The sequence below is a fragment of the Phenylobacterium sp. genome (assembly GCF_965284355.1).
Lineage (GTDB): Bacteria > Pseudomonadota > Alphaproteobacteria > Caulobacterales > Caulobacteraceae > Phenylobacterium.
This window is the reverse complement of the sequence record NZ_OZ260078.1, coordinates 3338253-3361569: the sequence shown is the minus strand read 5'-3', so window position 1 is coordinate 3361569 and position 23317 is coordinate 3338253. Positions and strand designations below refer to the sequence as shown.

Annotated in this window: 23 protein-coding genes, 1 tRNA gene and 1 pseudogene; 7 read left to right on the top strand and 18 right to left on the bottom strand. The window is 70.9% G+C overall.

The features are described from left to right. Positions 1-8: 8 nt before the first annotated feature. The 3 genes from ACQ66R_RS16515 to ACQ66R_RS16505 are packed head-to-tail and all read right to left on the bottom strand — an operon-like array spanning position 9 to position 4572. Positions 9-1034, bottom strand: a complete 1026-nt coding sequence (locus tag ACQ66R_RS16515; protein WP_430423780.1) for a hypothetical protein — start codon at positions 1032-1034, stop codon at positions 9-11. Further along, a complete protein-coding gene (locus ACQ66R_RS16510) occupies positions 1031-2620 on the bottom strand; it encodes a hypothetical protein (protein WP_430423779.1) in 1590 nt (529 codons plus the stop codon). The genes ACQ66R_RS16515 and ACQ66R_RS16510 overlap by 4 nt, the downstream gene beginning before the upstream one ends. Beyond that, entirely contained in the window at positions 2617-4572 is a 1956-nt protein-coding gene (locus ACQ66R_RS16505) for a hypothetical protein (protein ID WP_430423778.1), read from the bottom strand. The genes ACQ66R_RS16510 and ACQ66R_RS16505 overlap by 4 nt, the downstream gene beginning before the upstream one ends. 117 nt (positions 4573-4689) lie before the next feature. Here ACQ66R_RS16505 and ACQ66R_RS16500 point away from each other — a divergent pair, with 117 nt between their 5' ends. Beyond that, positions 4690-5820 carry a sulfotransferase family protein gene (locus tag ACQ66R_RS16500; protein WP_430423777.1) on the top strand — a complete coding sequence of 377 codons (1131 nt, stop codon included), beginning with the start codon at positions 4690-4692 and terminating at the stop codon, positions 5818-5820. A gap of 19 nt (positions 5821-5839) precedes the next feature. On the opposite strand, the gene ACQ66R_RS16495 is transcribed toward ACQ66R_RS16500, so the two are convergent. Genes ACQ66R_RS16495 through ACQ66R_RS16480 form a run of 4 tightly spaced genes read right to left on the bottom strand, consistent with a single transcriptional unit; the run spans position 5840 to position 9308 of the window. Beyond that, positions 5840-7192 (bottom strand): hypothetical protein, encoded by a 1353-nt coding sequence (locus ACQ66R_RS16495; protein WP_430423776.1) that lies wholly within the window; start codon positions 7190-7192, stop codon positions 5840-5842. After that, the gene (locus tag ACQ66R_RS16490) at positions 7189-7557 is read right to left on the bottom strand and encodes an EamA family transporter (protein ID WP_430423775.1); all 369 of its coding nucleotides are present in this window, start codon (positions 7555-7557) and stop codon (positions 7189-7191) included. Before ACQ66R_RS16490 ends, ACQ66R_RS16495 begins: the two co-directional genes overlap by 4 nt. Continuing rightward, entirely contained in the window at positions 7554-8207 is a 654-nt protein-coding gene (locus ACQ66R_RS16485; protein ID WP_430423774.1) for a methyltransferase domain-containing protein, read from the bottom strand. The genes ACQ66R_RS16490 and ACQ66R_RS16485 overlap by 4 nt, the downstream gene beginning before the upstream one ends. 48 nt (positions 8208-8255) lie before the next feature. Beyond that, entirely contained in the window at positions 8256-9308 is a 1053-nt protein-coding gene (locus ACQ66R_RS16480) for a glycosyltransferase family 2 protein (RefSeq protein WP_430423773.1), read from the bottom strand. A 136-nt stretch (positions 9309-9444) separates the two neighbouring features. On the opposite strand from ACQ66R_RS16480, the gene ACQ66R_RS16475 reads away from it, so the two are divergent. Next, positions 9445-10278 (top strand): ABC transporter permease, encoded by an 834-nt coding sequence (locus tag ACQ66R_RS16475; protein ID WP_430423772.1) that lies wholly within the window; start codon positions 9445-9447, stop codon positions 10276-10278. Beyond that, the gene (locus tag ACQ66R_RS16470; RefSeq protein WP_430423771.1) at positions 10275-11021 is read left to right on the top strand and encodes an ABC transporter ATP-binding protein; all 747 of its coding nucleotides are present in this window, start codon (positions 10275-10277) and stop codon (positions 11019-11021) included. Before ACQ66R_RS16475 ends, ACQ66R_RS16470 begins: the two co-directional genes overlap by 4 nt. Here the strand turns inward: ACQ66R_RS16470 and ACQ66R_RS16465 are convergent. Together ACQ66R_RS16465 and ACQ66R_RS16460 are read right to left on the bottom strand one after the other, a co-directional pair. After that, positions 11018-11680, bottom strand: a complete 663-nt coding sequence (locus tag ACQ66R_RS16465) for a glycosyltransferase (protein WP_430423770.1) — start codon at positions 11678-11680, stop codon at positions 11018-11020. The genes ACQ66R_RS16470 and ACQ66R_RS16465 overlap by 4 nt on opposite strands. Before the next feature lie 18 nt (positions 11681-11698). Beyond that, positions 11699-12712 (bottom strand): glycosyltransferase family 4 protein, encoded by a 1014-nt coding sequence (locus tag ACQ66R_RS16460; protein WP_430423769.1) that lies wholly within the window; start codon positions 12710-12712, stop codon positions 11699-11701. A gap of 96 nt (positions 12713-12808) precedes the next feature. On the opposite strand from ACQ66R_RS16460, the gene ACQ66R_RS16455 reads away from it, so the two are divergent. After that, complete coding sequence (locus ACQ66R_RS16455) at positions 12809-14320, top strand: hypothetical protein (protein WP_430423768.1); 1512 nt, start codon at positions 12809-12811, stop codon at positions 14318-14320. Positions 14321-14326: 6 nt separating this feature from the next. On the opposite strand, the gene ACQ66R_RS16450 is transcribed toward ACQ66R_RS16455, so the two are convergent. The 5 genes and pseudogenes from ACQ66R_RS16450 to ACQ66R_RS16430 all read right to left on the bottom strand — a co-directional run bounded on the left by ACQ66R_RS16450 (position 14327) and on the right by ACQ66R_RS16430 (position 18381). Then, complete coding sequence (locus ACQ66R_RS16450) at positions 14327-15064, bottom strand: alpha/beta fold hydrolase (protein ID WP_430423767.1); 738 nt, start codon at positions 15062-15064, stop codon at positions 14327-14329. A 1-nt stretch (position 15065) separates the two neighbouring features. Then, a pseudogene (locus tag ACQ66R_RS16445) lies at positions 15066-16072 on the bottom strand (DegT/DnrJ/EryC1/StrS family aminotransferase). An 83-nt stretch (positions 16073-16155) separates the two neighbouring features. Then, positions 16156-16578 (bottom strand): sugar 3,4-ketoisomerase, encoded by a 423-nt coding sequence (locus ACQ66R_RS16440; RefSeq protein ID WP_430423766.1) that lies wholly within the window; start codon positions 16576-16578, stop codon positions 16156-16158. 82 nt (positions 16579-16660) lie between these two features. Further along, complete coding sequence (locus tag ACQ66R_RS16435) at positions 16661-17620, bottom strand: GNAT family N-acetyltransferase (protein WP_430423765.1); 960 nt, start codon at positions 17618-17620, stop codon at positions 16661-16663. Positions 17621-17622: 2 nt separating this feature from the next. Continuing rightward, the gene (locus ACQ66R_RS16430) at positions 17623-18381 is read right to left on the bottom strand and encodes a class I SAM-dependent methyltransferase (protein WP_430423764.1); all 759 of its coding nucleotides are present in this window, start codon (positions 18379-18381) and stop codon (positions 17623-17625) included. Between the two features lie 148 nt (positions 18382-18529). On the opposite strand from ACQ66R_RS16430, the gene ACQ66R_RS16425 reads away from it, so the two are divergent. Further along, positions 18530-19291, top strand: a complete 762-nt coding sequence (locus tag ACQ66R_RS16425; RefSeq protein ID WP_430423763.1) for a hypothetical protein — start codon at positions 18530-18532, stop codon at positions 19289-19291. 8 nt (positions 19292-19299) lie between these two features. Continuing rightward, complete coding sequence (locus ACQ66R_RS16420) at positions 19300-20379, top strand: GSCFA domain-containing protein (RefSeq protein WP_430423762.1); 1080 nt, start codon at positions 19300-19302, stop codon at positions 20377-20379. 15 nt (positions 20380-20394) lie between these two features. On the opposite strand, the gene ACQ66R_RS16415 is transcribed toward ACQ66R_RS16420, so the two are convergent. Continuing rightward, positions 20395-20469, bottom strand: a tRNA-Gly gene (locus ACQ66R_RS16415). Between the two features lie 113 nt (positions 20470-20582). Between ACQ66R_RS16415 and ACQ66R_RS16410 the strand changes: the two genes are divergently transcribed. Next, entirely contained in the window at positions 20583-21176 is a 594-nt protein-coding gene (locus ACQ66R_RS16410; RefSeq protein ID WP_430423761.1) for an HD domain-containing protein, read from the top strand. A 90-nt stretch (positions 21177-21266) separates the two neighbouring features. Here the strand turns inward: ACQ66R_RS16410 and ACQ66R_RS16405 are convergent, their stop codons facing one another. The 3 genes from ACQ66R_RS16405 to ACQ66R_RS16395 form a co-directional block, all read right to left on the bottom strand. Next, positions 21267-22151, bottom strand: a complete 885-nt coding sequence (locus tag ACQ66R_RS16405) for a TraB/GumN family protein (protein ID WP_430423760.1) — start codon at positions 22149-22151, stop codon at positions 21267-21269. 234 nt (positions 22152-22385) lie between these two features. Next, positions 22386-22583 carry a helix-turn-helix transcriptional regulator gene (locus ACQ66R_RS16400; protein WP_430423759.1) on the bottom strand — a complete coding sequence of 66 codons (198 nt, stop codon included), beginning with the start codon at positions 22581-22583 and terminating at the stop codon, positions 22386-22388. Between the two features lie 91 nt (positions 22584-22674). Beyond that, the gene (locus ACQ66R_RS16395) at positions 22675-23091 is read right to left on the bottom strand and encodes a hypothetical protein (protein WP_430423758.1); all 417 of its coding nucleotides are present in this window, start codon (positions 23089-23091) and stop codon (positions 22675-22677) included. Between the last annotated feature and the right edge of the window lie 226 nt (positions 23092-23317).

Here is a 23317-nt window from a genome sequence, read left to right as displayed (position 1 = left end):
GGGCGCGCCTACGCCCCTTCGTGTTCGAGCCATTCTTGGAAACTGCCGCGTCCGGAGGCGAAGGGGTTGGGGAAGGCCTGCTGCAGGTCGATGCGTTCGCGATAGAGCACGCGCTCGGTCTTGGCGATGGGGCGCCCGTCGTCATAGGCGCCATAGGCCCACCAGCGCTCGGGGATGGCCGGATCGGTGGCGGCGGTCACCAGCCGACGATACCAGCTCCAGATCTCGTAGACCGGATAGTTCTGGCCGGCGTAGCGCTTGGTCATCGAATCGCCCACCGCGCCCAGCTTGGTGAAGTGCCAGAACCGCAGCGGCGCGCCGTTGACGAGGATCCGGCCGTCCTTCTCCACGCTGACCTTGCGGGTCGAGAGGTTCCAGCTGGCGACGTTGTAGCCCGGGTCGCGGATGACCTTCACGTTGTCGAACAGGGCCGGGACATGGTCGCACCAGCGCTGGTCGACGAAGAGGCCGTTGGGCATGTCGTCGTAGCAGTAGCTGAGCAGGCGATCATTCCACCACCGGGCGAACCGGGCGCCCTCGCCCGTCGTGCGGATGGCCACGAAGCCCAGGTTGAAGATGCCGGTGCGCGAGGCCGACAGGTCATTGTCGAGAATCGCGGCGTGGTCGTCGTTGGGATCGATCAGATGCGGCGTGAGTAGGATGTCGTGCTCTTCCAGCCACCGCTCCAGCGGCTCCAGCGTCGACAGCGCAGCGGTGTCGGGATCCATGTAGATCACCGCATCGAACCCCCAGCTGCAGGCCTGGTGCAGGAAGGGCCCCTTAACCGCCGTGCAGACCTCGACCACGTCGTGCTTGAAGAGCCAGCTCTGGAAGTTGGAGATGCCCAGGTCGCTGGCCCAGACCAGGCGATCGAACGGCTCGTTCGCCGGGTCGAAGACGAAGCCCTCGGGCGGCTTGTCGGTGATCAGGGCGGCCAGCTCCCAGTCCGGACGGTGCTGGCGCAGCGTCTGGAACAGGACCCGGGCCCGGTTCAGGTATGAGAACGTGAAGCTGGTGTAGCAGAGGGTCTTCATGCGTCGGGCAGGTCGAGCGAGAGGGCGCTGTAGCGCAGGTCATAGAGCATCGGACGGCGCTGCGCGCGGCCCAGCTCCAGGATTTCGCCGGAGGTGAAAGCCGTCATGAGCGCAGCCTCCGTGGGCAGAACCCGTCCATGGCCGGTCTCGGCGACGAACGCCTGGACGTTGCCGCTGTCAGGGCCGGTCAGCACCGCGGCGCCGGCGGCCACGGCCTCGTAAGCCACGAACGAGAACGTCTCGCGGCAGAGCGGCCAGACCAGGACGGCGTCTGGCTGGGCGGCCGTGAGCGCCTGGGCCATCCCCGAGGTGACGGTCTGGAACGTCGCGGGCAGCGTGGGGTCGCCGCGCGCGCCCAGGTGCAGGAACTCGTAGCGCGGGTCGTTCTCGAACGTCAGCGCGAGCGCGCGGAAGATCGGCCAGCCCTTGTGGGGGGTCGGCAGGCCCGCATAGGCCAGACGGAAGGGGCGGCGGGCCGCCGCCGGCGCCGGCGCCTTGGGTGTGAGCACGGCGTGGGGCAGGACGGCGGTTCCGGCGAGCGGGAAGGTCGCCCTGGCGGTCCAGAGGTCCAAGGTCGTCTGCGACGGCGCCGCGACCGTCAGGCTGAGGCGCTCGAACAGCCGGGCATGGGCGTCGACGTGTCGGGCGCGCCAGGGCCCGTAGATGCAGATGCCGCAGCCTGCGCTGTCGGCCGGCGGGGCGGCGCAGTCCTCGACGTCGTTGCGCAGCAGGTGGAAACCCGCGCAGAGGCTGGCGAAGTCGTGCAGCCAGAACACGCCCGCCGAGAGCCCCGCGGCGGCTACAATATCGGCCGTCTGGTCGGGCTCGTGGCCCAGCAGGCTGTGGATCGCGAAGCTGCGACCCGAAGCGTCTGAGGCGCAAACCCGGGCCAATATGCGCGCGACCGTGGCGGCGTCGAACAGGCCCACGGCGCGGCCGTTCCAGACCACGCCCAGCGGCTCGGCGTCTGCGGCCGTGCGCACGACCTGCCATGGGCGGGCGGGATGGAGGTGCAGGTGATCACGACTCTGCTGGGCCAGGCGTTCGGCCTCGCGGCGAACCGAGATCTGCAGGCCGCCCAGGTGCGCGGTATAGTCGTCGTGGCTGAACGTGATGTGCAGGCCCGAGAGGCCGCCACGCGACACCGCCAGCGCCGAGGCGAGCACCTCGTCCGCCGCCGGAGCCGGCGGCGGTCCTTGCGGGAGGCGGTCCTCCACGGGCGCCAGCCGCTCGATCACCTCGTAGCGGAAGCCATACGGCGACTGCGGCGCGCGAATCTTGGGCCGGCCGTTGGTCAGGTAGTGGACGAACGGGTTGACGCCGGAGTCGGCCACCTCCGGGTAGGCTTCGAGGTAGGCGCGGACCGAAAACGCCTTCGACGGATCGCGCCCCTCCCGCCAGCCGAAGTTCAGGAAATGGTCCAGCGGATCCTGGTCGCTCGCCGCCACGTCGGGGTTGGACTTGAGGTAGAACGCGCGATCGAAGGCGCGGGCGGCGATCACCCGCTCGGGATGCAGCGGCTTGTGCCGGCCCGACAGCGCGTCGCGGAGGCGCGACGGCAGACCCTGAAGAATCGGGCGCCTCATGGCGCCACCAGGTCGGCGCTGAGCCCGCTGTAGGCCTGATCGAACACCCGGGCCTCGCGCCGGCGGCGGCCAAGCGCCGCGATGTCGCCGTTCCGGAACGCCTGCAGCAGCGCGGCCTCGTCGGCCAGCACGCGGCCCACGGCCGGGTCAGAGGCGAAGGCCGCCACATTGCCGCTGTCGGGGCCTGTGATCACCGCCGCGCCGCCGGCCGCCGCTTCGTAGGCGGTGAACGAGAACGTCTCGCGGCAGAGGGGCCAGATCAGGGCGGCGTCGACCTCGAGCGCCTCGATGGCCTCCTGCATGGCGCCGGGCCGGTCGCCGGTCGCAACCACCGCGTGGAAGGCCGCCGGGGCCGAGGGGTCGGCCTGGCCGCCCAGGTGCAGAAACTCATAGCGCGGGTCCTCCGCGAGGCTGATCGCCAACTCGCGGAACACCGACCAGCCTTTCAACGGTATCGGCATGCCGAGATAGGCCACCCGCAGGGGCCGCTCGGCGTCGCCCTCGGGCGCCGGGCCCCGCGGCGTCAACGTCGCGTGCGGCAAGGCCACGGTGGCGTGGGCCGGCAGATCCGTATGGGCGCGCCAGAAGTCCAGCGTGACCTGCGAGGGGGCGACCACCGTCATCGCCAGGCGCTCGAACAGGCGGCGGTGGCCGGCCTCCTGTCGTGCCCGGAACGGGCCGTAGGCGCAGACGCCGCAGGCCGCGCTGTCGCGCGGCGGCGCGGCGCAGTCCTCGACGTCGTTGCGCAGCAGATGGAAGCCCGCGCAGACGCTGGCGAAGTCGTGCAGCCAGAAGAACCCGGCCGACAGCCCGGCGACGGCCAGGATGTCGGCGGTGGCGTCAGGATCGTGCCCCAGCAGGCTGTGGATGGCGAAGCTGCGTCGCGCACCCTCGGGGCCGGCTGTCAGCGCCGCCTGCACCGCCGAGGCGTCATGGGCGCCCAGGCGATGGCCGTTCAGCAGCACGCCCAGGGGTCCCGGCTCGTCGGCCAGCCGGACCATGGGCGAGAACGCCGCCGGAAACAGGTGCAGGTGGTCGACGCCGCGGGCCATGAAACGCTCGCTCTCGCGCCGCACGCACATCTGCAGACCACCGGAATGGGCGGTGTAGTCATCGTGGCTGAAGGTGATGTGCAGGTCCGCGAGGTCAGCCAGCTGCGCGAGCCGCTCGGGCGGATCCAGTCGCACGCGCTGCGCCGCGGCCAGGGCGTCGGCCAGGCGGTCCTCGACCGGCTTCAGGCGCGCGATCACGTCGTAGCGGAAGCCCAGCCGGCTCTTCGCCGCCCGGCCCTCGGCCCGGCCCGCCAGCAGGTAGTGGGCGAACGGATGGACGCCGGTGGCGGCCACGTCGGGATTGTCGGCCAGGTAGTCGCGCACCGAGAACCGGGGGTTGGGGTCGCGTCCCTCGATCCAGCCGGCGGCCAGGAAGTGTTCCAGCGGATCCATGCCGGCCTGGGCCACATCAGGATTGACCGCCAGGTAGTAGTGGGCGTCGAACTCGGCCGCGATGGCGGCGCGGTGCTCGTCGGTGAGCGCCGGCGCGCTGTTGGAGACCCGGCTCCGGCGGACGGGCGCCAGGCCCGGCGCGCTGTCGAAGGCGGGATAGCCCCACTCATGCGCGCCCCATCCGACATGGGCGTAGTAGGCGCTCATCCAGCGCGACGGGCGCACGTCGCGGCCCTCGCGGCGGCCGCGTTGCAGATAGTGGGCGAAGGGTTCAACGCCAGCGGCGGCGACGTCGGGATTTTCTTCCAGATAGCGGGCCGTGGAGAACCAGGTCGCCGGATCGCGCGCCTCACGCCACCCGGCGAAGCGGTAGTGCCAGAGGGCGTCCATCTCGGCCGGAAGGTCGGTGTAGATGGCCCGGTAGAAGTCGGGATCGAACGCGGTCGAGATCGCCCGGAGGTCAGCCTCGGCCAGGGTTCGATCGTCGACGTGGGCCGGGACGGCCATGGAGCTCCGGGTCCTGCAGGGGTGGGCGCCGGGTGGTGTGCAACAGTTGCCCCAGGCGTTCAACCTCGCCGATAGCCTTGCGGCCGGGCGCGTCGGCCCGTACCACCGCCCACAGGAATGAGCAAAGCACCACCCTCAAAGCCCAAGGCTGCCCGCGCGCCAAGGGCGCCGCGCACGGCCTACCTCGTGCTGGGGATGCACAGGTCCGGCACCTCGGCGGTGACCCAGCTGCTGGCGCTGGCCGGCGCCAGCCTGCCCGCCAACGTGATGCCGGGCGACGAACACAACGCCAAGGGCTACTTCGAGCCGTGGAAGATCGCGATCTTCGACGACGAGCGGCTGCGCGCCGCCGGCTCGGCCTGGGACGACCCGTTCGCCTTCCCGTTCCGCCCCCTGCCCCCCGACGAGGAGCGCGAGTGGACCCTCCAGGCGCTCGCCATGTTCGACGAGGAGTTCGGCGAGGCGACCTGGCCGCTGATGAAGGACCCGCGCGCAACGGTCCTGCTGCCCTTCTGGCGGGCGGTGCTGGCCGAGCGCGGCGTGACGATGCGTTGCGTGATCCCGGTGCGCCATCCGCTGGCGGTGGCCGGGTCGCTGGCCCGGCGCGACGGATTTCCGCCCGAGAAGTCGGTGCTGGTCTGGAGCGCCTACATGCTGGCCGCCGAGGCCTACACCCGCGACCTGCCGCGGGCGTTCGTGGGCTATGACGCGCTGCTGAGCGACTGGCGGGGCGAGGTCGCCCGCATCGAGGCGGCGCATGGCGCGCCGCTGCCGAAGCTGACCGCCGCGAAGGCCAAGGAGATCGATGGCTTCCTCACGGCCGACCTGCGCCACAACGCCGGTGAGGATGGGCTCTCGAAGCTCGGCTGGGCGGGTGAGATCGCAGGGTCGGTCTACGACTGGTTCGCGGCCAAGGCGGCCGGCAAATCGCCCAGCAACAAGGCTCTCCAGTCCGCCGCCGACAAGCTGGCGGCGCGGCAGGCCGAGATCGGGATGCTGGTGTCGCCGGCCGCCCGCGACCTGGCCGCCGCCCGCGCCGAGCTGGCCCGGACCCGCGACGAGCTGACCGCGTCCGAGACCTTCCGCGCCGAGCTGCAGGCCGAGATGGCCAAGCAGCGCCGCTATCTCGAAGACGGCTGGCGCGCCGACCTCGCCCGCCTGGCCAAGGCCCAGGAGGAGCTCACCTGGAACCAGGCGGTGCTGGAACAGGTCGAGATCGCCGTGAACGAGGCGCTGACGGGGGGATAGTCCCGAACGCCATGGCGCGTCAGGTCGACCGGCGCAGCCTCGGGTCCAGGGCGAGGTAGAGGGCGCCGGTGATGGCGGCGACGTCGAGGACGTAGAGGTAGCGGTAGTCGCAGGCCAGCGAGATGACGAAGAAGCTCGCCGTGAAGGCCAGAGCGCCGGCCAGGAGCCCTGCGATCATGATGTCGGCCGGGTCGCGGCGGATCAGGAGGACGACGCCGACCACCAGGGCCAGCCCTGCGAACGCCACGTGGCTCATGGCCGGGGTATCCAGGAACCAGGTCACGTAGTTGTAGAGCCGGCCGTCGTCGCGGTCGCGGCGGGGCGGCATCTTGAGGTCGGCCAGCGCGGCGGCCGGCCCCTCGACGCCCAGGTGGACGGGCAGGCAGCGGTCGATGTCCGGCGTGGCGAACACCCAGCGGAAGACATCGGCGCGAAGGCGGAGGTAGAGGCCGGGGTCCTCGGTGACGAGGCGCAGCCACTCGGCGCGGATGTCGCCACGCTCGGCCTGCTTGATCACCGGCCCCAGCACGGAATCGCCCACGATGGGGTCGGCGCGGACGGGGGTGTAGATCGACGGCGCCTGCTGGCGGATCACATCGTCGAGGTCGGGTCGGACGCGGTCCAGTTCCGGCATCTGGCGGCCGGGCTCGAGGGCGGCGGCGCCCACCAGGTCGTAGGTCTGCAGGATCCGCAGGCCGCGACCGCCGGCGCTGTCGGGCGGGCCTATGCCCGTGGGCTGGGCCACGATCGAGAGCACGAAGGTCAGCGCCGCGACGCCGCCTAGCCAGCCGGCGCCAAGGCCCAGCGCCCGGGCGCGCCCGGCGGGCCAGGCGACCACGGCGATGGAGAGGCCGGCGAACGCCGCCAGGATCAGCCCGTTCTGACGGAAAAGTCCGGCGGCGGCGAACAGCAGAGCCGAGAGCGCCAGCGCGAGCCAGGGCCGCTCCAGGCGGTTGCGGGCGGCCAGCGCCAGGATCACGAAGCCGGCGATGGTCGCGGTGGCGAACAGCACATCCTTCCAGACGATGGCCGGATAGACCATGGCCTGGGGCAGCGCGATGGCGCCGAGGGCCGCGATGGGGCCGAGCCAGGAGATCTGGGGCCGCAGCCGCGCCAGACCCATCCAGGCCCCGAACAGCAGCACGCCGTTCAGCACCACGATGGCCGCCGCCCCGGGCGTGATCCTGTCGCCTAGGCCCAACAGCCAGCCATAGATCGCCGGGTTCCAGGTCTCGCGGACGCCGAACCGCCCCTCGTGCAGGCCCAGCACCGAGTCGACCGAGAGGTGACCCGGCAGGTTCAGCCGCAGCATCAGGCCGAGGCCGGCCGCCAGGATCAGCACATAGACGAGGCGCGCCGCGCTCAGCCTCACGACCAGGACCGCCCGATCACCGCCAGGCCCGCCACGATCAGGGCGACGCCCGCCCAGTAGCTGGGCGACACCGTCTCACGCAGCAGCACGAAGCTGCCCAGCGGCACCAGCACGAAGCTGAGCGCCATCAACGGATAGACCCGGCCCAGCGGCGCATGCTTCAGCGCCGCCACCCACAGCAGCGTCGCCGCCGCGTAGAGGGCGAGCGCCACGCCCAGCACCAGCAGGCCCTTGGGCGCGTCGAACGGACGGCGGAAATCGACGCTGGCCGAGGCGATCTTGAAGAGCAGTTGGCCGGTCGAGATCACCGCCACGCAGGTGAGCGGCGCCAGCAGGCCCCACCAGAGTCCGGGCTGGGCGTTCACGGCTGTTTCGCCCGCCAGGCGCTGAGCGCGAACAGCGGGATGCCCGCCGGCTGCAGGCTGCGCGCCTCGCGCCGGAAGCAGGCCTGCGCCTGGCGCTCGATGTCGTAGATGGTCTGCACGTGGTAGTGCCCGTCGAAGCCCGCCAGCCGGCGGCCGAGACGGTACAGCGCGTTCTCGGTCGGGCCCGAGAGGATGAATACGCCGTCGGGCCGCAGCGACCGGGCGATGGTCCCGAGGATCGGCCCGATCTCCTCGTTGTGCTCCAGGCTGTCGAGGGCGAACACGGCGGCGAAGCGGCCTTCGCCCAGGTCGGCGCCGTCCTCGCGGCGGGCCTCGGGGATGGTCTTCTTCAAGGCGCCCACCAGCACTTCGTTCTGCTCGACGAAGTGATAGTCGCCGCGGATCGGCTCCAGCACCTGGCGCAGCTCCCCCGTGGCCGAGCCGAAGTCCAGCACCGGGCCGGCCGGGGCGAAGCGGGCGTACAGGCGGGCCGCGGCGGTCAGGCGGCTCCAGGCGGTCCAGGCGGCCAGCGGGTTGCGGTGCACGTAGGAGGGCACGCAGCTCTCCTCCAGCGTCTCGAACTCCCGAGCGACGTCGAACTGGGTGCGCAGCGCCGCGCGGCGGGATTTCACGGTGTTCGAGAAGAGCATTGCGTTGTGGATACACCCGCGCCCGCCCAAGTGGTCAAGCGCGGGGGGTCAGGCGTCGGCCCGGGCCGCCATCTCCTGGATCGCGCGCAGGTAGGGGTGGATCGGCCGGTTGGGCACGTTGAGGACGTCGAAGTTCATGGCCTGCAGCAGGAACTGCGCGCCCAGGATCACGGGCAGGGCGGCCAGCATGACCACGCCCGCCGAGGCCGCCTGGCCCGGCACCCGGTTGGCGAGATAGCTCAGCGCATAGCCCACGCCGAACAGCAGCGAGAACAGGCCGAACACCAGCTCCAGGCTGGCGGCGTTGAAATCGCGGACGAAATACTGGCCGATCACCCGCTGGGCGAAGTTGCGCAGATGCTTGAGGGCGAAGGGCCCGACGATCTGGCCGATGCGGATGTTCGAGACCTCGTCGGCATAGCGGGCCGGCATCGGCACGTCGCGCACCACGGCCCGCAGCGTGCCCAGGTGGTAGAGCAGATCGGTCTCGAAGAAGAACCGGCGCGAGACCCGTTTTTCCATCACCAGCCGCCCGACCGTGGCCTCCATGGCGGTGTAGCCGTTGGTGGGGTCGAAGATGTTCCAGTAGCCGGTCGACAGCTTGGCCGCGAAGCTGAGCATCGCGTTCCCCAGCACTCGCACGGTCGGCATGGTGGTCAGGTGGCTGATCGACGTGAAGCGGTTGCCCTTGGCATAGTCGGCCTCGCCCAACAGAATCGGCGCCACCAGGTGGGCGGCGTGGCCCAGATCCATCTGGTCGTCGCCATCGACCTTGACCATCACGCGGGCGCCGCGCTTCACGGCCTCGGCATAGCCGGCCATCGTGGCGCCGCCGACGCCCTGGTTCTTGGCCAGCCGGACGACCACCACGCGGGGGTCCGTGTTCTCGGCCTCGATGAAGTCGCCCGAGCCTTCGGGACAGGCGTCGTCGACGCAGACGATGCCCTCGAACCAGGCCGGGGTCTTGGCGATCACCCGCAGGATGTGCGCCTTGACCTTGTAGCAGGGCACCACCAGCCAGACGCCGGCGCCCTCCAGCGACGGCATCGGGAGCGCCGGGGCGGCGCGATCGATGGCGGGCGGGGGCGCGTTGCGGGACACGCGTCCGGCTAACACGGATGCCTGCGCCGTGGCAAAGCGCCGCCCTGCACGCCTTCTCCATGGAATGCCATCGGGCGCCGTCCTTGCGCCGGGGTACCCCGGCTGTTACCTCGCACGCCTTCTGTCGGGAGAGGCCATGGACTCCGCCAACCACATGCTGCGGACCGGTCGGCGCGGCGCGCTGTTCCAGTTGCAGATGGCGCTGCGGGACCTCCAGAACTCGTTCGCGAGAATCGGGCTGGCGTGGTCGCTGGCCACCCACGACGTGGGCTCGCGCTATCGGGGCTCGGTGCTGGGCCCGTTCTGGATCACGCTGTCGATGGGCCTGATGGTCCTGGGGATCGGCTTCCTCTACGCCAGCCTGTTCAACCTGGCCCTGGACCAGTTCCTGCCCTACGTGGCGCTGGGCATCGTGTTCTTCGGCGTGATGACCGGGATCATCAACGAGGGCTGCGACACCTTTGTCCACGCCGCCAGCATGCTGTCGCAGACGTCGCTGCCGATGTTCACCTTCGTCTGGCGGGTGGTGTTCCGAAACCTGATCAACCTGGCGCATCACCTGGTCATCGTGGTGGGCATGCTGGCCTTCTACGGCCAGTGGAAGGTGGCGAACGCGCCCCTGGCGCTGCTGGGCGTCTTCCTGATGCTGCTGAACGCCAGCTGGGCGTCGCTGCTGGCGGGAATCGCCTCGGCGCGCTTCCGCGACATCCCGCAGATCGTGATCTCGGTGATGCAGTTCGCGATCTTCATGACGCCGGTGTTCTGGATGCCCGACCGGTTCGGCAAACACCAGGCGTTCCTCGACTTCAACCCGTTCTACCACCTGCTGCAGTCGGTCCGGGCGCCCTTGCTGGGCCAGACCGTGTCAGGTCACTCGTACGTGGTGCTGGTGTCCATGGCCGTGGTCGGCTGGCTGGTCACCTTCCTCGTCTTCGCGCGCACGCGCCGCCGGATCGTCCACTACCTATGACGAAAGCCTCGATCACCGTTTCCGACCTGACGATCCGCTTCCCGGTCTATGGGGCGGACGCCAAGTCGCTGAAGAAGGCGCTGGCCCGGGCGGTCAGCGTGGGCGGCGCGCTGGGCCGCCACGCCGGCGTCACCGACGTCACCGCGCTGGAGGGCGTGAACCTGCAGCTGAAGGCCGGCGACCGGCTGGGCCTGATCGGCCACAACGGCTCGGGCAAGACCACGCTGCTGCGGGCGCTGTCGGGCGCCTACGAGCCGGACGAGGGCACCATCGACGTCCACGGACGGATCGCGGCCCTGCTGGACCTGTCGCTGGGGATCGATTCGACCGCCACGGGCTACGAGAACATCCGCCTGCGCGGCCGCATCGCCGGGCTGTCGACGCGTGAGATCGACGAGCGGATGGACGAGATCGCCGAGTTCACCGGCCTGGGCCCGTTCCTGTCGATGCCGGTCAAGACCTACTCGGCGGGCATGCAGGGACGCCTCGCCTTCGCGGCGGCGACGGCGCTCGAGGCCGACGTCCTGCTGATGGACGAGTGGATCGCCGTGGGCGACGCCGAGTTCCAGAAGCTGGCCCACAAGCGGCTCCTGAAGCTGGTCGAGCGGGCGGGGATCCTGGTGCTGGCCACGCACGAGGCCCCACTGCTCAAGCTCTACTGCAACAAGGTCATGAAGCTGGAAGGCGGCGTCGCCTCCGAGGTCATGGACATCCGCCGCCTGGACGAACTGCTGGCCGTCTAGCCCAGCCAGTCGACCAGCCCGTACTTGGCCATCCACGCGAGGCCCAGCTCGACGGCGCGGCGCTGGGGCGCTTCGAAGGCGACGAGCACCTCGCGGACGGCGGTCCCGGGCTGGGCCGCGATGACGTCGAACGCCCGCGCGCAGAGGTCGGGCTGGGCCCGGAGCGCGGGGAAAGCCATGTCCAGTGGCACGGACCCCTTGGCCAGCACCGCCTCGCGGGTCACGCCAGGCGCGGGCCACAGTCGGGTGTCGAGAGTCAGCGTCGTGGTGGCGAAGCCCGCGAAGTCGCGGAACGGATCTCCCTTCACCGGATCGGACGGCGGGCGCGGAACCGGATCGGCGGAGGCGGCCCGCACCTGGGCCAGGTCGTCCGTCAGGTCGTGGATCTGGCGCGCGACGACGGGCCAGTCGAACGCCTCGGCCACCCGCCGACGGCCGGCGGCGCCCATCGTCCGGCGCAGGTCGGGCGAGGCGATCAGCTGAGCGAGAGCCTCGGCCGCCTTGCCGATGTGGACCGCCGTATGCTGGGCAACGCCGCCGACGTAGGCCTGGTAGGTCTGGGCCTCGATGGTGTGCCGCTCGACCATCCGCGCGCCCAGGCCGCCACCGGCCGGGCCCAGCAGCGTCGGGACCAGGAAGCCCTCGATGCCGTGGCGCACGGTGGAGCGATAGCCGTCTCAGTCGCTGGCCACCACCGGCAGCCCGGCCGCCATGGCTTCCAGCGGGGTGATGCCGAAGGTCTCCTGGATGTTGTCGACCAGCGACAGGAAGATGTCGCCGGCGGCCCACAGGTCGCCCAGCAGGGCGCGGTCGTTGCCGTCGACGAATCGCACGTCGACGTCGGGCGCATGGGCGCGAGCGGCCGCCTCGTAGTGGCCACGGTCCGGCTCGGACGGGAACCAGCCGGCCATGGCGAACACCACCTTGGCCCCGGTGCGGGCGCGGGCCTGCTGCACGGCCTGGAACATGGGCTGGGGGAAGGCCTTCTCGTAGTAGGACAGCCGGCCCACCCACAGGACCAGGACGTCGTCCTTCGCGAGCCCGAACGTCGCGCGTACGCGGGCCCGGGCGTCGGGCCGGTCGGCCAGCGCGGCGAAGGCGGGCCCGTCCACGCCCAGCGGAATGACCGGCAGCGCCGGCTGCGGTGGTGGCCGTCCGCCGGTCCGCTCGGCCAGGTGCTCGCCCCAGCCGGCGAACATGACGGCCAGATTGTCGCGAACGCTGGGCGAGGTGCAGATCAGCGCGTCCCAGGGGTGCATGGGCCCGGCCGACGTCATGGCGATGATCTGGCGCATCGCCGGCGGCCCGAGGGTGTGGATCAGTCCCACCAGGCTGTAGGCGCGATCGGACGCCCGGCGACGGCGCATCCAGGCCAGGTCGTAGAGCTCGGGCTGCCCGCGCAGCAGCACGCCCGCCTCCTCGGGCGCCCGGCTCTGGCTCAGCAGCGCCGTCGCGATCTCGGTCGTGGGGGCGCGGTCCTCGAACAGCGCCGCCTTCAGTTCGGCGAGGTCGGCGGGCTGGGCGCTCAGGACGTCGAGGCGCTCGTAGCCGCCGTGCCGCGCCAGCGCCTGCCAGAGCTGGAGGTTGGCGACGTCCTTCCCGAAGGGATTGGCCCCCAGGCCCATGCGCCCGGGCGGGTGCAGGATGGCCAGGCGGCCCCGCGGCGCGATCCCGTACGTAGCTTCACTCATCTCCGCACTCTTAGTGCCCCAGGCGCCGCCCCGTCGACCCGGGCGGTTCCCCTGCCCCCGCGAACCGGCTAGGCAGGCCCCGGATCTGAGGTGTCGATGCACGGCGCAGACGCGGCCCCGCTGAGGGCGCTGGACGGACGGGAGACGGCGGTGCTGACCCGCACGCCGATCGCGGCCACGCGGTTGCGCTACCTGGCCGACGACCCCGCGCCCTTCGGCGCCGCTCATCTGGCGCGCAATCCCAAGACCGAGCTGGCCGACGATCCGGCCGACCGCTCGGCGGTCGAGGTGCTGGCCGCCGACGACATCGACCGCCTGTTGAGGCACCCCGACGCCGACGTCCTGTTCGCCGCCTGCGCGACCGTTGTGGCCGCCGTGCCGCCGGCCGGCGCCGAGGCGCTCGATCGACGGCTGAAGGCCCTGGCCGAACACGGCTTCGAGATCGTGGAGTTGCAGCCCTCCGACGCCCAACGCGGGTACTTCGACGATCGCGCGACCAACCTGGCGCCCGCCTGGCGCGCCGGCGCCCTGCCCGCCGACGCCAGCATCGAGACCCTGATCGTGGTGGCGGTTCGGGCCGGGGGTCGCGCGCCGCTGCACCTGCGCCTGATCACCTTCGCGCCGACCCTGATGGACATCCGCACCCGGCTGCCGGCCGAGGCGATGCGAACCGAGGCCGACCTGATCGTCACCCATGAGAAGGTGCCGTCGCCGCTTCCCGCCCTGCCGGTGGACGAGCCCAAGATCTCGGTGCTGCAGCGGCCGGCGGCCATGGAGCCCAAGGCCTGGCGCGACGCCATCGCCGCCCGGGCGAAGGCTGGCTGGATCGTCGTGCTGGAGTACGACGACCATCCCGAGCTGGTGGCCCGCGTCCGCAACCGCACCCTGGGCCCAGACGACTGGCTGCGCTTCTCGCACGTCCACGCCGTGCAGACCTCGACGCCGCCGCTGGTGAAGCTGTTCGGTCAGCACAATCCCCAGGTCCGGATGCTGCCCAACGCGGTCTTCCGGCTGGAGCCGTTCCCCGAGCGCCTGCCGCGGCGGGTGTTCTACGGCGCGGTGTCCCGCGGCCCGTTCGCCGCCGGCGTGGCCGCCACGCTGGGGCCGGTGATCGAGGAATTCCCGGACGTCGAGTTCGTGGTCGTCGGCGACCAGGCGGTGTTCGACGCCCTGCCTACCCAGCGCAAGCAGCTGCGCGGCTACATGCCGTTCGACGAATACCTGCAGCTGATGGCGACCTGCGCGGTGTCGCTGTCTCCCATCGAGGGCAGCGAGCACCAGGAGACCAAGAGCGACGCCAAGTACCTCGACGGCGCCGCCCGCGGGGTGCTGACCATCGCCTCCCCCACGATCTATTCGGGCGTGATGCGTCACGGGCGCAACGGCCTGATCGCCCAGACCGTGGCCGACTGGGCGCCGCTGCTGGCCCGGGCCCTCCGCGACGAGGAGGCCAGTCGCGTCATGGCCCGCAACGCGTGGGACTACGTCGCCGGCGCGCGGATGTTCGCGGACCAGATCCGCGACCGCCACGACTGGTACCGCGACCTCTGGGCCCGCCGCGACGAACTGAATGCGGCGCTGTTCAAGCGGTTTGAGGCTATCCCCTAGTCCGCGTCATCCCGCGATGGCCTGGCGTAGAGCGGCCAGGAACGCCGCCTGGGATTCCTGGAGGACGTTGTGGCCGGCGCCGGGGGCGACGCTCAGCCGGATCATCGCATGGGCGGCCATCTGGGCGCGTTCGGGTTCGTCGACCAGGCTAGGCAGCTTCTCGAAGGCGCTCTGCGGAAACAGCGGGCGGTCGCCGACCAGGACGTGGGCGGGCTTGCGCAGGGCCTCCAGAAGGCCGTCGTAGCGGCGCTCGGCCACGGCGGCTTCGGTCACCCCGAAGACGTTGACGATGAAGTCGCGCTGGGCCTTGTCGTCGGGGTCGGCGGCCAGCTTGTGGCGCAGCGTCGGCCACATCGGCCAGACCTTGCTCATCACCAGCGGCGGCTCGATGACCAGCAGGTTCCGCACCTGCGGCGCGCGTAGGCCCAGCGCCACCAGCCCGCCGATCGACGCCCCGCACCCGATCACCGTGCGGCCCGCGAACGCATTCGAGATCACGTGCGAATAGGCCGAGGCGTACACGCCCACCGAGGCCGAGATCAGCGTCGGGCAGTGGTTGCCCGGCAGGTGGCCCGAGACCACGTCGCAGTCGCCGATGTGGGGCGCCAGGTGGAACAGGGGCCCCCGGGCGATCGCAAACGCGCCGGCGATGGTGACCAGCAGGGGCCGCGTCCCCTCGAACGCGGCAGGCTCGCCCACGAGGACGATGGGCCCGAACGGCGTCTCGAACGGGCGTTCCTCCACCTCAGGCCGCGCTCCGGATCACCGCGGCCACCCGGTCGACATCCTCCAGCGGCATCTGCGGCCACATCGGCAGCGACAGCACCTCGCGCGCCAGCCGCTCGGCGCCCGGGAGCGCGCCCGCCCCCAGGCCCAGGTGCGCGAAGGCCGGCTGCCGATGGCAGGCGACGGGGTAGTGGATCAGGGTCTCGATCCCCGCGCCCTTCAGCCGGGCCTGCAGCGCGTCGCGCTCGGCCGAGCGCACCACGAACAGGTGGTAGACCGGCTCGGCGGCAGCGGCCTCGGTCGGCAGGGTCAGCCTTGCACGCCCGCCAGTTGGCTCCGATAGCGCGCCGCCCGTTCGCGGCGCGCGGCGTTGGCGGCGTCCAGGCCCGCCAGCCGCACCCGCAGGAAGGCCGCCTGCAGCTCGTCCAGCCGCGAGTTCACGCCGGCGATCTCATGCACGTACTTCTGCGCCGAGCCGTAGTTGCGCAGCATCCGCAGCCGCTCGGCCAGGCCCGCGTCCGAGGTCGTGACCGCGCCGCCGTCGCCGAGCGCGCCCAGGTTCTTGGTCGGATAGAAGCTGAACGCCGTGGCGTGGGCCGCCGCGCCGGTACGTCGGCCGCGCAGGCGCGCGCCATGGCTCTGGGCGGCGTCCTCGAGCACGAAGAGGCCGTGCCCACCGGCAAGGTCCAGAATCGGGTCCAGATCGACCGGATGACCGTACAGCGAGACCGGGATCACCGCCCTGGTCCGCGGGGTGATCGCCGCGGCGACGGCCGGGGCCGTCAGCACGTAGAGGTCCGGATCCACCTCGACCGGAACCGGCCGCGCGCCCACGGCCTCGACCGCCAGCCAAGTGGCCGTGAAGGTGTGGGCCGGAACGATCACGTCGTCGCCCGCGCCGACGCCCGCCGCGCGCAGCGCCAGCACCAGGGCGTCCAGCCCGTTGCCCACGCCCACCGCCTGCCCGGCCCCGCAATAGGCGGCGAACTCGGCCTCGAAGGCGGCGAGCTCGGGGCCCAGGATCATCCAGCCCGAGTCCATCACCCGCCCGTAGGCGGCGTCCATGGCCGCCCGGGTCGCCGGGTCCGCCAGGCCCAGGTCGAAGAATTTCACGTGCTGGTCGCCAGGCGGAGGCGGGCCTGCCGCTCGAAGTCGGCGTACTCGCGCATGTAGTCGGCTTCGTCGTAGTGCTCGGAGGCCAGCACCAGGCACACCGCCCCCGACGAGAAGTTGTCGATGTCGCGCCAGGTCATCGGACCGATGTGCAGGCCGCGGCTGGGGCGGTTCAGGGTGACCCGTTCCTCGCGCTGACCGTCGTGCAGGCGCACGTCGAAGCTGCCGGAGAGCGCGATGACCAGCTGGTGCAGCGCGTAGTGCGCGTGGCCGGCGCGGGCCGACTGGCTGGGCACATCGTAGAGGTAGTAGACCCGCTTGATCTCGAACGGCACGTGCTGGTTCGATTCCGCGACACACAGATTGCCGCGCGGATCGGCGACGACGGGCAGGTCGATGAAGCGGGCGAGCGAGTCCATGCCGCCATCGGATTATCCGCCGCCGACGCCGCCGTCGAGGGCGGTTGTCACCACCGGAGAGCGCGCGGACAGCGCGCCCGGATCAATCGGCGAAGCTGAGGTCGTAGAAGGGGCAGACCATGGCGCGCGCGCCGAACATCTCCTTCTGCGCCACCAGGCCGTGGTTGAGCGTCCGGCCCTCGTCCTCGGTGGAGATCCCGAAGCTCAGGTAGCGACGCCCGGCATAGTCCTCGGTGGTCAGCCGGTGGAGGATCGCCTCCAGCGCTCCGCTCGCCCGGCCGGCCTCGCGCGCGGCCATGTACTGTGTGTGCACCGTCTGGCCGCAATCGTAGACCAGGACGTAGGCCACGGCCTGACCCTTCAGGGTGGCGGCATGCAGCCGGATGCGGTCCGGGAAGCGGCCGGCCAGGAGCTCGAGCTCGGCCTGGCTGTGGACGGGCGTGGCGCCATGCCGGGCGAGCGCCTCGGACAGGCAGGCCAAAAAGTCGGCCCAGTCGGTGCTCAGCGCCACCTCCACGCCCTCGGCGCGGGACTTGGCCAGCGCGTGCTTGCGCCCTTTCGCCCACCCCGGCGCCGCCGCCAGGTCGATCACCGAGGTCAGGTCCTGCCGCGCCAGCACCGCGTTCTGGACAAACAGGCCGTACAGGTCCTCCTCGGCCGGCAGCCGGTGATAGCAGCGCGGCACAGCCTTGTAGCGCAGCGACGAAACGCCGGCGCCCGGCGCCCAGGCGCGCAACAGCTCGAACAGGCGCAGCATGGCCGGGCTCGTCATCCGCCCGTCGGTGATCCAGCCGCCGTAGGTGAGGCCGCCGTGGCTGACCAGGCGATCGCCGTGCCGCGAGGCCGGCAACAGGGCGACGATCGTGCTCTCGTCGTCGCCCTCGAAGGCCACCAACGAGGCGTCCACGAACCGGTCGGCATGATAGTCCATGTAGCCGCGGTCGAAGAGGAAGGTGCCGTTCTTGCTGGCCGCGACAAAGCCATTCCAGCGGCTCGCCAGCTCCGGGCGGTACGGCGCAAGCCTGAGGCGTTCGGCCTGCATCCTCAGGCGGCCCGGCGCAGGTTGACGAAGATCTCCGAGCCCAGTCCCGGCATGTGCTTCTCCAGGCCCCAGAGGCCGTCCAGCATCGCGTCGGTCATCAGCCCCTCCGCCTGCAGCTGCAGCATCTGGGCGTGTGTGAAGGGCTTGATGAAATAGCTGCCCTGCTCGAACGCGGCGAAGCCGTGGGCGGCCGCGAGGTCGGCCAGACTGTCCAGGGTGAAGATGCGGTGCTGTTGCAGCGCGCGCTGCAGGTCGGACGTCTCGGCGACGTCGCCGATCAGGCCCATCTCCATCGCCAGCAGCCGGTGGACCGAGCGGGCGTTGGGGACGTTGGCGTGCACCACCGTCTCGGGGTCGGCCAGCGCGCGCGCGGCGTCGAGGATCGCGCCGCAATCGGCCACCTCGTGCAGCAGGCCGCTCAGCAGGATCAGGTCGAAGCCGCCGGTGAGCTCCGGCAGAGCCCCCTCCAGGGTCGCTTCGATCACCCGGACATCGGCACGGCCTACGGTCTGGGCGCGCGCCCGCGCCGAGAACTGCGCCCCGGGCTCGACCACCGTGAAATGCTCGGCGCCCGTCCAGTGCGCGGCCAGGGTGTCGAACCCGCAGCCGACTTCCAGGACGCGTCGGGGCCGCAGCCGCTCGAGCAGTTCCAGCAGCAGGCGTTTGCGGAAGGCGGCCTGCACGACCTCGAACCCGCTGTCGCGGTAGGCGCGCTCATAGTCGGCGATGTCCCGCGCCGCGGCCGGTCGCTCGGAGGTCATGCGCCCTCTTAGCATCTGGCGCCGCGCCCGCCAGCCGGCCGCGGCGTCGGGGCCTGCGCAGGGCGTCCCCGGCGGGCCGATGATTCCATCTGAGCCGGACAGGCTCTAGGATCATGCCGCTGCCGGGGCGGGGGGATTCGACAGACGCATGAGCGCCAATCTGATCCTGGGCGCGTCTCACGCCATGGTGCTCGCCCGCCAGGTCGGCCGCTTCGAGGGCGACTGGAAGGTGGCCGTCCGAGACCTGATCCCCATCGCCACCCACAGCGGCGCCGAGACCTGGCTGCTGTTCTCGACCAACAATCCGACGTTCCTGGAGCTGAAGCGCGGCCCCGGCGACGAGATCGCAGGCGTCTTCGGCCCCCTCATGGACAAGGTCCGCGCGTTCAACCGGCCGGGCGCCAAGGTGGTGCTGGGCGTGGGCGGCAACGAGCACAACATCCGCTTCCTGGCGGCCCACCCGCAGCCGTTCGACGTCTTCCACCCGATCTGGCCCGGGGTTGAGCCGGGCCGCCAGATCATCCCGCGGCGCGAGATGACGGCGGTGACGCAAGGGCTGCTGGAGCGGACGCTGACGGTGACCCGCCTGATCGCCGCAGAACTCCCACTCGCCGAGCGCTGGTACCTGCCGCCGCCGCCGCCCATCCCGTCCGAGGCGCACATCCGCGCCAACACCGAGGGCTTCTTCAGGTTCGAGGGCGGCGTCGAGGCGGCGAGCGTGCGGCTGAAACTCCACGCCATGTACCTGGAGGTCGTGACCGGGTTCTGCCGCGCCAACGGCCTGCGCCTGATCCCCCCGACGCCCGGCGGCCAGGACGAGCAGGGCTTCCTGCGCGAGCCCTACTGGCAGGGCTCCACCCACGCGACATCCGACTACTATGCCGGTATCGTCGCCGAACTGGGGCTCTGAGACACGCCGTGCATCCCTATCGCCAGTTCCCCGATCGCCAGTTCTGGAACCGCGCCGTCTCGGGCACGCCGTGGGCCGACGTCTTCCTGGGCCAGACGCCCAAATTCCGCATCGACCCGACCGACCGCGTGGCCTCGGCCGGCAGCTGCTTCGCCCGCCGCATCGCCGAGCACCTGATCGGCTCGGGCTATCGCTACGAGCTGTTCGAGCCGGCGCACCCGCTGGTCGAGAGCCGCGCCGCCGACCTGGGTTACGGCGTCTTTTCGTGCCGCTACGGCAACGTCTACACCACCCGCCAGCTGCGTCAGCTGTTCGACGAGGCGCTGGGCGTGCGCGCGCCCATCTATCGCTTCGCCCGCACCGGCCCCGACGCCTATGTCGACCTGATGCGGCCCAACCTGGGCCCGGCCGCCGCCTTCGCCTCGCCCGAAGAGGCCCAGGCCGACCGGCTGTACCACCTGGCCCGCGTGCGCGAGATGATCGAGCAGATGGGCGTGTTCGTGTTCACCCTGGGCCTCACCGAGGCCTGGGAGGAGACCGCCGCGGGCGTCGTCTATGGTTCACACCCGGCGGTGATCCAGAGCACCCTGCAGGCCGACCACGTCACGGCGGTGAACTTCGACTACGCCCAGGTGCTGGAAGACCTGGAGTACGTGCTTGACCTGATCGCCCGCCACAGCCAGGTGGGCGGGCCCAAGGTGGTGCTGACCGTCAGCCCGGTGGCGCTCGCCGCCACCCACCAGGACAGCCACGTGGTCACCGCCACCACCTATTCGAAGGCCGTCCTGCGCGCCGTCGCCGGCAAGGTCGCCGCCACGCGGGCCGAGGTCGACTACTTCCCCAGCTACGAGATCTTCTCGCTCGCCCAGTCCTTCGGCCAGTTCCTCGCCGAGGACCTCCGCGACGTGAACCCGCGCGGCGTCGCCGTCGCCATGCGCGCCTTCGAGGACGCGTTCATGCAGGCGGGAGCGGGGCCGGCGCCCGTCGCGGCGAAACCCCCCACAACCGCGCCCGCCCCCTCGCCGACCAAGAGCGCTGCCGAAGCCGAATGCGACGAGATCGCCAACGCGATCTTCGGCGACCGCTGAGTTTTGGGGGAAGTCTGGAGCGGCCGGGGGGAATCGAACCCCCGACATTCAGCTTGGGAAGCTGACGTTCTACCTCTGAACTACGGCCGCATCGCAGAGGCCGCCTTCATAGCGGCGGGGCCTGCCTGCGCCAAGGGCCGACATTGACCTCCGCGCCCCCCGGCCGCACGATCGTTCCTGAACAACGATAATGGGAGGCTGCGATGGCGGACGACGCTGCGATGGACCGGGCGAAGTTCACGGCGATGACCGAGGGCACGGCCGAGGACTGGGCCGCCATCGGCCGCGCCAGCCTGGCGCACCGGGGCGAGCACGTGGACCGGATCGTCAGCCACCTGAAGCTGCTGGACAACGACTACGGCGGCTTCTCGGTCGACCGGCTGGAGCATTCGCTGCAGACCGCGACGCGGGCGCACCGGGCGGGCCAGGACGAGGAATACGTCGTCTGCGCCCTGCTGCACGACATCGGCGACATCCTGCTGCCGGCCAGCCATGCCGAGCTGGGGGCGGCGATCCTGAAGCCCTACATCTCCGAGCGGAACCACTGGATGCTGGAGCACCACGGCATCTTCCAGGGCTACTACTTCTTCCAATACCTGGGCCTGGACCGCGACATGCGCGAACAGTTCCGGGGCCACCCCGACTTCGAGTACACGGCCCAGTTCTGCCACCTGTATGATCAGAACTCGTTCGATCCGGCCTATGACTCCATGCCGCTGGACGCCTTCGTGCCGATGATGCGGCGGGTGATGGACGTTCCGAAGCACTCGATCTACCGCAAGCCCGCCACGGCCTGAGGCCGATGATCTTGGCCGGCGCGGCGCTGGCGGCGGGGCGTATGCGGTCTTGCGGGAGCGCGGCGCCTGCGCGGGACGCCGCTAGAGCGGCTACTGACGCTCGGCGATGACGCCCAGCTTGGCGAGCTCCGCCTGCAGGCTGTCGGGGCCCACGAGGTGGCCGGCGCCCACCGTGACGAACGAGGTCCCCGATCCGGCCAACTTGGCCTTGAGCTGTCCGGCCCAGTCGCGATTGCGGCGCGCCAGCATGGCCTCATAGACCGCGGGGTCGTCGAGCCCGCCCTCGGCGAGGAACACCGCCGCCAGCCGGTCCTGATCGGCGGCCAGCCAGGCGGCCAGCATCTGCTCGGTCATCGGCACGGACTTGTCGAAGTCCTCCAGCGTCGCCTTCAGCATCGCCAGCTCGGCGGCCGGAGGCAGGTCGGCCATGAAGCGGATCTGCTGCTCCAGGGTTTCCAGGCCGCTGATCGGCTTGCCCGCGGCCTTGGCCTGAGCGGTCAGGCTGAGTTCGACGCCCGACTTGGGGTCGAAGCCGGCCTTCACCAGCGGCAGGGTGGCCAGGCTCATCGAGGCCAGCCAGGGGCGCATCACCTCCACCGCCTGGGGCGGCGTGCCGGTGGCCGCGACCGCGGCGGCCAGACGCTCGCGGTCGGCGGGTTCGAGGCGGGTGGACAGTTTGGTCGTCAGGTCGATGCCGTACTTGGGCAGGATCGCCTGCATGGCGGCCACGTCGTCGGCGCCGACCACCTCCAGGACCAGGTCCTGGCTGGCGGAGAACGCCTTGTCGATCTTGGGCGAGCGCCACTCGGTGCCGGGCCGCAGAATGTGGATCGAGCCCAGGATGTAGATCGTCGAGTCGTGGTCCTTGATCGCCCAGAGGGCGGGCTCGGCGGCGGCCGGCGCCGCCAGCGCGGTCAGGGCGAGGGCGCACGCGGCCAGGGCGCGGCGGGCGCGATGGGTAAGCTTGGTCAGCATGGAAGAACTCCAGGAAAGGCGCGGAAAGGGGGCTCCAGGACCAATCGACATTCAGTACAGCGTTCTCCTCACCCGTAGGGGGAGGGGGACCGCCCGAAGGGGGGTGGAGGGGGAACGAGGCCGGAGTTCGGCGCTCGCGGCAAATCCCCTCCACCCTGCTGCGCAGGGTCCCCCTCCCCCTACGGGTGAGGAGAACGCGCGCAACTCGGGGCCCGTCTGACTGTCGATCCGTCGTCAGGCCGCCTCGTCTTGAAAAATCTCTTCGATCGAGAGGCCGAACAGCCGGGCGATCTTGAAGGCCAGGGGCAGGCTGGGATCGTACTTGCCGGTCTCCAGGGCGTTCACGCTCTGGCGCGAGACGCCCAGGCGCTCGGCGAGGTCGCCCTGGCTCCAGTCGCGCTCGGCGCGCAGCACTTTCAGGCGGTTCTTCATCCGATCACCCACTGGACGAGGCCGCCGAGGCAGAAGCTGACGACCAGCGCGGTGGAGAGCAGCAGCAAGAGGGCGGAGTTCATCGGCGAGCTCATCGATGGCTCCACCACCAGCCGGCCCAGGCCACGAGGTAGCCCGCAAGCTGCGACATCAGCACGGTCACGGCGCCGGCGCTGAAGGCGTCCGAGACGGACGGCCCCATGATCATCGGCGCCGGGATGACCCCGCGCTCGACCAGCATCATCACCAGGCAGGCGACCATGATCCCGGCCGAGCCGCCCCAGTACCAGGCGAACTTGTGGGCTTCCTGGGCCACCTCATCCAACAGCCGCCACCAGCGCAGCGTGAGATAGCCCGCCGCGGGGATGACGAGGACCACCAGGGCCAGCGCGCCCCAGGCCGGCAGGCGAAAGCCGGCGATGTGGTGCGCCGAGGCGATGAAGCCGGTGATCATCCCCAGCAAGATCAGTCCGCCCCATACGGCGCGGCGACGTTGTTCCAGAGTCACGAGTAAGGTCTCCTTGTCTGAGTGACAAGGAAACATGACACATCGAGGGTGTCAAGCACGCTAGACAAAAAGTCGCCTTAGCTTGTCTCAGAAAAAATTAGCGGGCGCCCCCTGGCGGCGTCGGCCATCAATCCCAATGTCTAGTGGGCGGGACCGGGCCCCTCTGGCGATCATCGTTGATCGTGATGTCGGACCGCACAGGTGCGCCTGGGGCCCGGCGGTCAGC